Raw genomic sequence first — 11,437 nt, forward strand, 5'->3', positions numbered from 1 at the left:
GCGGAGATACAAATAATGAGTTTCCCGGTTTATTTGTGGCTGGGTTCGGTGCGGATTCACCCTCATATTTTGTTTGAGTCGTTGGCGTATGCGATCGCTTTCCGTTTATTAATCAAAAATGCTCGCAAAGACGCGATCGCACCCACGCAGCGCAGTTCGGTAATTGTCGGTGGCTTGGTAGGGGCGCTAGTTGGTGCGAAAGCGCTGGTTTTACTACAGCACATCGATTTAATTGGGAATAATTGGCAACTATTCTTTTTGGTTCTCCTTCAAGGAAAAACGGTCGTAGGGGCGTTACTCGGTGGATTAATTGGTGTAGAAATTACCAAGAAAATGATTGGTGTCAATCGATCTACCGGCGATGTTTTTGTTTATCCCTTGATTGTGGGAACGGCGGTGGGACGGATTGGTTGCTTTTTGACGGGATTAAGCGATCGCACTTACGGCATTTCCACTCATTTACCTTGGGGAGTAGATTTTGGTGATGGCATTCCCCGGCATCCGACTCAATTATATGAAGTTATTTTTTTACTAATTTTAATGATATTTTTACAAATTCGCAGCCGCTACCATCGGCAAGAAGGCGAATTATTTAAGTTTTACATGGTTTCTTATTTAAGCTTTCGTCTATTAATTGATTTCATTAAGCCAGATTTTCATCCCATCTACGGGCTAAGCGCCATTCAGATTGCTTGTTTATTGGGAATTTTATATTATCGGAACAGCATTCTAAAATTGTTCGTTTTTGAATCATCTAATGCAATTTACTGTCAAGGGAAATCAAGAAAAAGTAATCATTCGCATTCAAGGGATAAATAATCTCATTGCAGACGATTATTGGGATAGAAATTGGATTAGTTCAGAAATTGAGATAATCTTACCTGGCTATCACGCTAATTTTTTGGGTGATATACGGACTGAGGAAATATTTATTTTCTTGGAACAACTTAAAGAGATATCTCAAACGCTATCTGGTATTGCAGAGCTAAATACAATGGAAGGATTGATAAACCTAAAAGCAGAAATTAATAATTTAGGACACATCCAATGGACTGGAAAAACAACTTATCCAATTGGTAATGGCAATACTTTAACCTTTAATTTCTCTAACGATCAATCTTTCCTCTCAAATCTTATAACTGAGTTGCAAATGATAACGAAGCATTTTTCTATAATTGGAAACCTGTGAATCTATACACCTAGAATCAATCAGGAAAACTGATCAACCGATTGTAATCATTTTAACAAAAAAATATATGCCTACTCGAAACTACCTTTTCTATGCTTTAACTAACAGCGTTTGCTCTAAATGTCTCGTCAAAGTAGAGGCAAAAATTATCTTTCGAGATGATTGCGTTTACCTGGTAAAGCACTGTCCTACCCACGGACATCAAGAAGTCTTAATTGCTGATGATATCGATTATTACAAACTCTCCCAGGAATTTATCAAACCAGGAGATATGCCGCTTAAATTTAATACTCCCATAAAATATGGCTGCCCCTATGACTGCGGACTTTGCCCCGATCACGAACAACATAGCTGTTTAACTTTAGTAGAAGTAACAGATCGCTGCAATCTTTCCTGCCCAATTTGTTACGCAGATTCGGGCACAGAAGAAGTTTCTCAACATTCCAGTCAATCCCGGCGTCATCGCACCTTAGAGCAAATTGAAAGGATGATTGATGCGGTGGTGGCGAATGAAGGAGAACCCCAGGTTGTGCAAATTAGTGGGGGCGAACCAACGATTCATCCAGAGTTTTTTAAAATTCTGGATATTACTAAAAGTAAGCCAATTCGCCATTTAATGATCAATACCAATGGTATTAGAATTGCCAAAGACCGAAATTTTTGCGATCGCTTAAGTCAGTATATGCCCGGAATTGAAGTCTATCTCCAATTTGATAGCTTTGAGGCGGCAGCATTAGAGGAGTTACGTGGGACAGATTTGCGAGAGATTCGGGAACAAGCGATCGCGCATCTCAACGAGTTTAACATCTCGACAACTTTGGTCGTTACCCTGAAAAAAGGGCTAAACGACGGCGAAATTGGCAAAATCATTGAATACGCCTTGCAACAGCGATGCGTGCGGGGTGTTACCTTTCAACCGATTCAGGCAGCAGGGCGTCTGGAGGGATTTGAGCATGAGCGCGATCGCTACACTCTCACAGAAGTTCGTCGCTCTATCTTACAGCAGAGTCCCTATTTTAAACCAGAAGATATTCTCCCAGTTCCTTGCCATCCCGATTGTTTAGCAATGGCTTACGCGCTAAAAGTTAAGGGCAAAGTGATACCCTTGACTGGGCTTTTGGAGCCAAATAATTTTGTAAAAATCATGCCAAATTCTGTTCTTTATGAACAGGATGATGAGCTAAAGCGAAATATTTTTAATTTGTTTTCCACTAGCCATTCACCCGCATCTTCTGCAACATCTTTAAAACAATTACTTTGTTGTTTGCCACTACTACCTGTTCCTGAAGGAATTACCTACGAAAATATATTCCGAGTGATGATTGTACAGTTTCTTGACCCCTTTAACTTCGATGTCCGTTCTGTAAAACGTTCCTGCATCCACATTGTGCATCCCGATGGGAGGATTATTCCATTTGATACGTTTAATATGTTTTACCGAGAGGGAAGTGCTGGATATCACTTGGTTAATAATCGTCCGGCATTGGTTTAATTGATATATAACCATTATTAACAACAAATATTAATTTGATTCAGCAGGAGTTTTATGGAACATCAAAATGAATTGCTTGGGGTACTTTCCGGAATGCTGTTGTTATTAGGTATGCATCTTATCGCCGGTCTAGCAGTATTTTTAGTAAGTTTTCCTATTGCTGCTTTGCTAGGAGGAGGATACGCTATTTTAATCGTTTGGGCGTTTTCTGCTATTTCTATATTCTTATGGCAGCTTTTATATGTGATTCCGCTTATTTTTTGGCTAAGACGGCGACAGCGACGGGCAATGGTGAAAGGGGTGATTATTTGTGCAGTTCTTACCGCTTTATTAAATGGAGCCTGCTATTTACTGTACTTTAGTCCTAAATAAAACGCTAAATTTTATAACACCCTAATATAGCAGCAATAATTTCATGTTTATAAGAACAAAATTATGCGCTCAAGGAATGAAATCACTGAAATGATTAACAGTATATTCTTACTATTAGGAATACATATTTTAGTTTTGGTTATCTTAGGGTTTTTATCGTCTATAATCGTGAATTTATTGTATATTTCTACGATCGCTTAAATTGTAGCAATATTAATTTTTTATATTGGATTGTCTTAACTTCTGTATGTAATCCCAATAATTTTTTGGCTAAGACGGCAACAAAGATGGGGATTGATGAAAGGAGTGATTAGTGGTGCAGTTCTTACTGCTTTACTCAACGGTGGTTGCTGGCTCTTCATCCTTTCGGTAAGCCGGTAAATATTAAATTCCCCGACCCAGTGGCACTAGATTGAGTGGTTGCTATTCGCGCCTTTTTTCGTCTTCTTTTCGATTTTGAAAGAAATGGGACGAGGCGATTGAGGCGTGAGGTTCGATGGAGATTGGCTAGAAACAGAACGCATGGCTAGCGGCGTCTGGTCTTTAATCGACGCTGGTTCGTCTTCGTGGCTTCGCAAAAAAGGAAAGCTAGATAGTTTGTCGTAGTTAGATGCGATCGCTAAAAACGCACCTCCCAGAATATACACCGGCAACGGCAGCGTGAACTGTTTCAACCACTGATAGATTTCTGCAAAGCCAAACAGCAGCAAAAAACTGGCAACCCACACTCTCATATTTCTACTCAACCCAATCCCAAAATTTATATCTCTATTAAAACCTAGATACCTAAAATAAAATGCGAGAGCCTTTTGTCAGTCTCTCGCGTCAGCAATTCACTTAGATAGCCCTTGCTAGAAGGCTTTGAACGCAGTCGTAGGGACTCACGAGCGTGCATCCCTACCCTTGGGGGTCTAGTTTATACTTTCGTCGCTGCCAACGGTTGGCTCTTTCCAGACGTTAACCGCTCGTAGGTTGCCCGCATCTTCAGACCGACCAGCACTTGGAACAAGCCAGTTCCGTTATTAGAGCCTGGATATTCCCGATGCTTGAGCAACAGTTCGGTCAGTTCCCCGTGGTACTTAGCCGCAGTCTTGCTGAGGTGGCTTTCAATGTAGATGACTTCCTCTAGCTTGTCGAACTGACCATCTACTTCCAGAACGGACACCTCATGACCATAGTAAGAGTCTGGGCCATAGTACATCTTGATACCAGGGTAGCCGCAGGTCAGCTTACGACCGCAGGGTCTCCAATCAATCGTAGACCCTTCATCAAATAGATAAGCTGGCTCAAAGCCTTCCACTCCATCGCGCTGAAGCAAGCGCACCCGCAGGATTTGACCTACCTTCTCTTCCTTGACTAATTGCGTCGGCAACACCTGGATCACAACGTCAGCGTGTTCCTTCTGCGGCTCGATGTAGGCAGTAAAATCTGGGCGGCGAGCGTTGATGGCAGCGAGTACGTCTTCGTAACGGTGCCCGCGCTCAGCCATATCCCGCTGAATCTTCCAGGCAATCTTAACGTCATCGCTGATGTCGAGATAAACGCTGAAGTCGAGGAGCGATCGCACCCGCTCATCATACAAAGGATGAAGCCCCTCAATCACAATAATATGGTTAGGATCGACTCGCTCTGGAGGATCGATCTCGCCGGTTTCGTGGTTGTAAATTGGCTTTTCAATGGACTGACCGTTCTTGAGCGCTTTGATCTGCTCGGCCATCAGATCGAAGTTATTCGCCTTGGGGTTCAGCGCCGTAATTCCAGTTTCTTTGCGCTGTTTCCGATCCAGGCTATGGTAATCGTCCAGGCAAATCACCGTGACGAAATCTTCCCCAAACAAATCTGTTAATCGGCGCAAAAATGTAGATTTACCGCATCCGGAGTCTCCAGCAACACCAATTAGAACCACGCGATCCAGCTGACTGGTCATAGCTTCCCTCTAACGCAAAAAATTTTTTCTCATTGAGTTTTAAGCAATCTAAATCCTCAGCCCGGAGGGCACCCCGTTGGTTACTCTTGCAGCTCTTGCGACACAGCAAGAAGGCATAACCAGTAGGAGCTTACAGCACCCTAGAGTAAGGCCCGTTGGGGAAGACTCAAGCTTCGTCCAGTAAGTATTTAATACTAGATGTTACACAGTATCTTACCAGAACGGGATAGACGCTACAAGCTAACCCCAGTGGAATCATCTCGCTCAGTATTTATGCTACGGCGTGCCGTGCATTTTTAGAAAGGAAAAATTAAATTGACTCAATGGAGACATTATTTAAATAAATTGCTGGCTACCCTAAAAAAAGCTAGCGAAGGGTTTCCCAATCGCCATCCGGCGAGGAAGAATATCCCTAATATTAGCGACGTTAACTATCCAGAAACTATCCAGATTCAGTCATTGCCCTCTTTTACCTGCCCTCGGTCAGCAGAGCGATATGTGGTGGAAAGACCGCTTTGTAGCAGAATGTTAACAGAAGGTGGGTTCGGAGATATTTAAGAGCAATGTACAATTCCACAGCAGCCAACGGTACTGCAAATTCAGAATCTGGTAGCCGCGTCTTTGTTTATGAAGTGGTGGGCCTGCGTCAGAACGAAGCAACTGACAACGTAAACTACCCGATTCGTCGTAGTGGCAGCGTGTTTATCACAGTGCCCTACAATCGCATGAATCAAGAAATGCAACGGATCGCTCGTTTGGGCGGCAAAATTGTCAGCATCCACCCTCTGGGTGCTGACAACGGAGCAAATGGCTCTAAGGGTAGCTCCCCCAGCTCCCCTGCTGCCGCAAGCGTTGAGTCAAGTGCAACGAATGCTCCTGCCACTTCGCAAACCGTCGCACAGGACACTCAAGCACCAAAAGAGAGTAAGCCTATGACTCAAGCGAAGGAAAAAACGGAAAAAGATATTCCCGTTAATATCTACCGCCCGAATAATCCCTTTATTGGTAAGTGTCTGAGTAATGAAGAGTTAGTTGGTGAGGGTGGGATCGGCACCGTTCGTCACCTGATCTTTGACATCTCCCAAGGGGATCTCCGTTATTTAGAAGGTCAAAGTATTGGCATCATCCCGCCGGGAAATGACAACAAGGGCAAACCCCACAAACTAAGACTGTACTCGATTGCCTCGACTCGTCATGGCGACAAGGTTGATGACAAGACTGTATCGCTGTGTGTCCGGCAACTAGAGTATAAGCATCCAGAAACGGGCGAAATGGTCTATGGTGTTTGCTCCACCCATCTGTGCAATCTCCAGGTTGGGGACGATGTGAAAATTACCGGACCAACTGGTAAAGAAATGTTGTTACCAGAAGATCCGAATGTCAACGTGATCATGTTGGCAACCGGAACGGGTATTGCGCCATTCCGCGCTTACCTGTGGCGGATGTTCAAGGAAAATGAAAGAGCAGTTAACACCGACTACGAATACAAGGGTTTAGCTTGGCTCATTTTCGGGATTCCCACCAGCCCCAACATCCTGTACAAGGAAGAACTTGAAGAACTGCAACAGCAGTACCCTGAAAACTTCCGCCTCACCTATGCCATCAGCCGGGAACAGAAAAACCCCGAAGGCGGCAGAATGTACATTCAGGATCGGGTGGCTGAACACGCTGATGAACTCTGGAAAATGATTCAGCAAGAGAATACCCACACCTATATCTGCGGTTTGAAGGGTATGGAAGGGGGCATTGATGAAGCCCTCTCCGCCGCTGCTGCCAAGGATGGGGTGACTTGGAGCGAATACCAAAGAACGATCAAGAAGGCTGGTCGTTGGCACGTAGAAACCTACTAGGTTACTACTGGCTGGAAGTCCTGCCTAGTCGTCTCTCCTTGACTCTCATAAAAACCCAGTTTCTTAAAGAAACTGGGTTTCTCAGTTTGATGGCGCTCGCTTCAAGCCAACTGGCGCGTTTGTCTTACCAGAATTGAAACTGGGAAGCAGGCGCGTCAATCCTTTGGAGGAAGGTTATTTTCCTGATTCATTGCAAGATATTCAGGCGTGGGCGTAGATTTGCACAGATGAATATCTGCAATGATTATTTTCTCTTGACAAAAGTCCTCAAAGGATATAAGCAAAGCAGTCAGTTGATCCAATGATGAGAATTAAGTTAAATTTAATTAAGTTCACGTTTAAGGTGCCAATGTTCGCCCTATAGGGACAAGCCTAAATGTCCTGGTGGTAGCAAATCCAGCTTTTGGCTGGGATTTCCTGCCTAAAGTCTTGCTCAATTAGGTAAAAAAAGGAATGTTTCAGTTCCTTCAATCAGCTCTCATCCCTTGTTTGTGATAACGCTTTATCTGCGCTGAATCTGCTTCTATTAGCCGTATCTAGAGACAACCGATTTATGAAATTTTCCTGGAGAATATTAGTACTTTGGACATTACCTGCCTTAGTCATAGGGTTTTTCCTCTGGCAAGGGGCATTTGCTGCTGCTCCCACCGATATGGGCAAAAACACTGCTAGTACCCGCATGACCTATGGGCGCTTTCTGGAATACCTAGATGCCCAAAGAGTTACCAGTGTTGACCTCTACGATGGGGGTCGGACAGCAATTGTCGAAGCCGTCGATCCGGATCTGGATAACCGCATCCAACGGCTGCGGGTAGATTTGCCAACAACTGCCCCAGAATTGATTGCTAAGCTCAGAAACGCAAATATCAGCTTTGATACCCATCCTGCTCGCAACGATGGAGCTATCTGGGGATTTTTGGGGAATTTAATTTTTCCGATTTTGTTGATTGCTGGGCTGTTCTTCCTATTCCGTCGCTCTAGCAACATTCCTGGCGGTCCGGGGCAAGCCATGAACTTCGGGAAATCAAAAGCTAGATTTCAGATGGAAGCCAAAACCGGCGTCAAATTTGACGACGTCGCCGGAATCGAAGAAGCCAAAGAAGAACTCGAAGAAGTCGTCACCTTCCTCAAACTCCCAGAGAAATTCACCGCCGTGGGTGCGAAAATTCCCAAAGGCGTCCTGTTAATTGGTCCTCCCGGAACTGGGAAAACATTACTTGCTAAAGCGATCGCCGGGGAAGCCGGGGTTCCCTTCTTCAGCATCTCCGGTTCGGAATTTGTGGAGATGTTCGTCGGCGTCGGTGCATCCCGAGTCCGCGACTTATTCAAAAAAGCCAAAGAAAACGCTCCCTGCTTAATCTTCATCGATGAAATCGACGCCGTCGGACGGCAAAGAGGCGCAGGCATCGGCGGTGGAAACGACGAGAGGGAACAAACCCTCAACCAGCTCTTGACAGAAATGGACGGGTTTGAAGGCAATACCGGAATTATTATCATTGCCGCGACCAACCGTCCCGATGTTCTGGATTCGGCACTGTTGCGTCCGGGACGTTTTGACCGACAAGTGATGGTGGATGCACCGGATCTCAAAGGGCGTCTGGCAGTTCTGGAAGTCCACGGACGGAACAAAAAAATTGCTCCCGAAGTTTCCTTAGAAGCGATCGCCCGACGCACTCCAGGCTTCACAGGTGCTGACTTAGCGAACCTGCTCAACGAAGCTGCTATCTTGACCGCTCGCCGTCGCAAAGAGGCCATCACGATGATGGAAATCAACGACGCGGTTGATCGGGTGGTAGCGGGGATGGAAGGCACGCCGCTGGTGGATAGCAAGAGCAAGCGACTGATTGCCTACCACGAAGTAGGACACGCGATCGTCGGTACCCTAGTGACCGACCACGACCCGGTACAAAAAGTCACCCTGGTGCCACGGGGTCAAGCGCGTGGCTTAACCTGGTTCACTCCTAATGAAGATCAAGGCTTAATCTCCAGGTCCCAGCTATTGGCACGCATTACAGGCGCTTTGGGCGGACGTGCGGCTGAGGAAGTCATCTTTGGAGATTCCGAGATTACTACGGGTGCTGGCGGAGACTTGCAACAGGTGACAGGTTTGGCACGGCAGATGGTCACGCGGTTTGGAATGTCTACCCTCGGCCCACTGTCCTTAGAAAGCCAGAGTGGTGAAGTGTTCTTGGGGCGCGATTGGACGAGCCGGAGCGAGTATTCTGAGGAAATTGCTTCCCAGATTGATGTGCAAGTGCGGTCAATTGTCGCGAAATGCTACAAAGATGCCTGCAAGATCATGCGCGAAAACAGGGAAGTCATCGATCGACTCGTAGACTTGTTGATTGAGAAGGAAACTATTGACGGTGAAGAATTCCGCCAAATTGTTGCTGAGTACACAGATGTACCAGAAAAAGAGCAATTTGTGCCGAGTTTGTAAATTGTCTTGAGTTTTGAGTTTTGAATTAATTCATAACTCTTTAGGATATGGGGATGAGGTAGCTCATCCCCGTTTTTTTTATTTGTGCTGGGAGGAAGGTGAATGCGATCGCGATATCTTCCCATTAAAAATTTTGCGACTTAGTAGCACCCGCTTGCTTGAGTAATCCAATCACCTCAGCGTGTTGTCCGCCTTTGTGATGTCCCTCCAGAATGCCCAACTCAGCATATTCAATAGGATTACAGAAACCTTCTGCATTCACATCTGCACCTGCTTCTATCAAAGCACGAACAATATCAAGATATCCCTTATTGGCAGCATAAAGTAACGGATTAAAATATCCTTCAATGATTCTTTGGTTTACGTCTGCACCCGCTTCAATCAGCATTCTCACGATTTCATAGTGTCCGCTTGAAGCTGCATTGCATAACGCGGTGCTATTGATCCTGTGATTAACGTTTGTGCCTGCTTGAATTAACGCTCTAACCTGTTCTACATTTCCGTCATCAGCTGCTTGAATTAAGGCAATTTCATTCATTCCCTCTTCTGAAGCACCAGCTTGTTTGAGCAGGCGAACAATTTTAGGATGTCTGTCACCCTCAGCCAGCATCATCGCTGTATTGCCATTATCATCTCTGGCATCCAGGTCGGCTCCTGCTCCAATTAACGCCTGTGTTGAATCCGCGTAGCCAGCGATCGCAGCACACATCAGGGCGGTACGACCATCCTTACCTTTGAGGTTGATGTTCGCCCCCGCTTCCACTAACATTTTGACCACCTCAGCGCGTTTGCCTGTTGCGAAAAAGCTTTCAGCTACGTGCATCAAAGCGGTTTTCCCCTCACCAAGTCCATCTTCTTCGCTCAAAATATCTAACTCAGCACCTGCATCAATTAGAATTTGAACTACGGGAATATGAACGTAATTAGCCGAATACATTAGCGCAGTTTGACCGTTAGAGCCAATGGCATTGATGTCTATCCCCTTCTCAATAGCTGCTTTTACCGCTTCGACTTTTCCAAACATTGCCGCGTCAATAAAGTCTTCGACATCCTTCTTCTGTAATCGCTCCTTTTTCTTGACACCTTTCTCAATTTTGCTCTCCCCATACTTCCGGATATCTTCAGCAACTAAGGGATACAAATAGTCGTAGATTTCACGATGCCCGTTATAAGCTGCGTAGCGCAAAGGAGTATTAGAGCCTTCATACCAAGCATTAACATCAGCTCCTGCTTCTACCAGCATTTGCACCATCTTAAATTGACCGTTGTTAGCCGCTCCCATTAAAGCTGTGTAACTACCTTTGGGGTAGTTGATATCTACGCCAGTCTTCAGCAGAAGCTGCATGATTTCTATATTTCCATGTTCCGCAGCTAATGCTAGAGAAGAGCAACTAGTATCTCCTCCTAGAGGGTTAGCGCCTGCCTCAAGAAGAACTCGAACAATCTCAACTTGTCCATACTCAACTGCTATGCCTAAAGGTGTGAATTCAGAATTCAGGTCAAATCTATTAACTTCAGCACCAGCAGCAATGAGGGCGTGGACAATTTCAAGCTGTCCATGTTTGGCAGTAACTACAAGAGGAACCGGATCATCCCAAGCTGTTGGATTGACCTCAGCGCCTGCTATCAGCAAAGTTTTTACAACCTCAACATGACCGGAAGCGATCGCTGCTATCAATGCCGTCTTTTCTCTCCCTTCATCAAAATTTTCCTCTTCGTCAAACTCTACACCTTCATCTTGGGAGGAGTTTTGCTGCTCATTAGTACTCGCACTACTGACGTTCTTTTCATCGGAGAAAGCATCAACGAACTGTGTAAAGCCTGCGAAAAAGCGTTTTGTTTCTTCATCAGCATCCTCAGTAGCTTCTGCCAGCATCTGTCCATAGCTGGAGGTTCCTGGTACTGAAGAAACAAATAGACTCGGTTGGGAGCGAGCATCACCTTGAGGCAGTTCAGACTTAGCATTGACATTTGCCCCTGCCGCCAGCAATGCCTCCACAATGTCTAGATTTCCAATGCTAGAAGCTAAGACCAGTGGATGCTGACCCCTAGAATACAGCAGATTGCAAGTTCATGAAGTACAGTAGCAGCAGTTTGTGAACCAGTTGCGTAGGTGTTTTGGATTGACTAAATCAAGTGCAGTAGCAAGCAAAGTATCAACCATTTT

Annotated in this window: 9 protein-coding genes; 6 read left to right on the forward strand and 3 right to left on the reverse strand. The window is 45.2% G+C overall.

Going from position 1 to position 11,437, the window contains the following annotated elements; translation table 11 throughout:
• Nucleotides 1–15 precede the first annotated feature (15 nt).
• The 4 genes from H6F50_RS19300 (at nt 16) to H6F50_RS19315 (ending at nt 3,053) form a co-directional block, all read left to right on the forward strand.
• Nucleotides 16–819, forward strand: coding sequence for a prolipoprotein diacylglyceryl transferase family protein (locus tag H6F50_RS19300; RefSeq protein WP_190429948.1), 804 nt, complete (start codon nt 16–18; stop codon nt 817–819).
• Nucleotides 758–1,189: a hypothetical protein gene (locus H6F50_RS19305; RefSeq protein ID WP_190429949.1), complete on the forward strand. Its 432-nt coding sequence runs from the start codon at nt 758–760 to the stop codon at nt 1,187–1,189. Before H6F50_RS19300 ends, H6F50_RS19305 begins: the two co-directional genes overlap by 62 nt.
• 67 nt (nt 1,190–1,256) lie before the next feature.
• On the forward strand, nt 1,257–2,681 hold the full coding sequence (locus tag H6F50_RS19310) for a radical SAM protein (RefSeq protein ID WP_190429950.1): 1,425 nt from the start codon (nt 1,257–1,259) through the stop codon (nt 2,679–2,681).
• A gap of 54 nt (nt 2,682–2,735) precedes the next feature.
• Nucleotides 2,736–3,053: a hypothetical protein gene (locus H6F50_RS19315; protein ID WP_190429951.1), complete on the forward strand. Its 318-nt coding sequence runs from the start codon at nt 2,736–2,738 to the stop codon at nt 3,051–3,053.
• A 407-nt stretch (nt 3,054–3,460) separates the two neighbouring features.
• Here H6F50_RS19315 and H6F50_RS19320 read toward each other — a convergent pair whose 3' ends face one another.
• Together H6F50_RS19320 and H6F50_RS19325 are read right to left on the reverse strand one after the other, a co-directional pair.
• Nucleotides 3,461–3,787 (reverse strand): hypothetical protein, encoded by a 327-nt coding sequence (locus H6F50_RS19320; RefSeq protein WP_190429952.1) that lies wholly within the window; start codon nt 3,785–3,787, stop codon nt 3,461–3,463.
• A 182-nt stretch (nt 3,788–3,969) separates the two neighbouring features.
• Nucleotides 3,970–4,980, reverse strand: coding sequence for a phosphoribulokinase (locus tag H6F50_RS19325; protein ID WP_190414500.1), 1,011 nt, complete (start codon nt 4,978–4,980; stop codon nt 3,970–3,972).
• 563 nt (nt 4,981–5,543) lie between these two features.
• On the opposite strand from H6F50_RS19325, the gene petH reads away from it, so the two are divergent.
• Together petH and ftsH2 are read left to right on the forward strand one after the other, a co-directional pair.
• A complete protein-coding gene (petH, locus tag H6F50_RS19330) occupies nt 5,544–6,830 on the forward strand; it encodes a ferredoxin--NADP reductase (protein ID WP_190429953.1) in 1,287 nt (428 codons plus the stop codon).
• 553 nt (nt 6,831–7,383) lie between these two features.
• Nucleotides 7,384–9,270 carry an ATP-dependent zinc metalloprotease FtsH2 gene (gene ftsH2, locus H6F50_RS19335; RefSeq protein WP_190429954.1) on the forward strand — a complete coding sequence of 629 codons (1,887 nt, stop codon included), beginning with the start codon at nt 7,384–7,386 and terminating at the stop codon, nt 9,268–9,270.
• A 124-nt stretch (nt 9,271–9,394) separates the two neighbouring features.
• Here ftsH2 and H6F50_RS19340 read toward each other — a convergent pair whose 3' ends face one another.
• A complete protein-coding gene (locus H6F50_RS19340) occupies nt 9,395–11,332 on the reverse strand; it encodes an ankyrin repeat domain-containing protein (protein WP_347277185.1) in 1,938 nt (645 codons plus the stop codon).
• Between the last annotated feature and the right edge of the window lie 105 nt (nt 11,333–11,437).

Source organism: Coleofasciculus sp. FACHB-712, assembly GCF_014695635.1.
In the GTDB taxonomy this organism is placed as follows: domain Bacteria; phylum Cyanobacteriota; class Cyanobacteriia; order Cyanobacteriales; family FACHB-T130; genus FACHB-T130.

Excerpts from the sequence above, each read along its gene's own strand:
- ftsH2 (WP_190429954.1), top strand. The coding sequence starts at position 7,384 with ATGAAATTTTCCTGGAGAATATTAGTACTTTGGACATTACCTGCCTTA.
- H6F50_RS19305 (WP_190429949.1), top strand. The coding sequence starts at position 758 with ATGCAATTTACTGTCAAGGGAAATCAAGAAAAAGTAATCATTCGCATT.
- petH (WP_190429953.1), top strand. The coding sequence starts at position 5,544 with ATGTACAATTCCACAGCAGCCAACGGTACTGCAAATTCAGAATCTGGT.
- H6F50_RS19320 (WP_190429952.1), bottom strand. The coding sequence starts at position 3,787 with ATGAGAGTGTGGGTTGCCAGTTTTTTGCTGCTGTTTGGCTTTGCAGAA.
- H6F50_RS19310 (WP_190429950.1), top strand. The coding sequence starts at position 1,257 with ATGCCTACTCGAAACTACCTTTTCTATGCTTTAACTAACAGCGTTTGC.
- H6F50_RS19325 (WP_190414500.1), bottom strand. The coding sequence starts at position 4,980 with ATGACCAGTCAGCTGGATCGCGTGGTTCTAATTGGTGTTGCTGGAGAC.
- H6F50_RS19300 (WP_190429948.1), top strand. The coding sequence starts at position 16 with ATGAGTTTCCCGGTTTATTTGTGGCTGGGTTCGGTGCGGATTCACCCT.
- H6F50_RS19315 (WP_190429951.1), top strand. The coding sequence starts at position 2,736 with ATGGAACATCAAAATGAATTGCTTGGGGTACTTTCCGGAATGCTGTTG.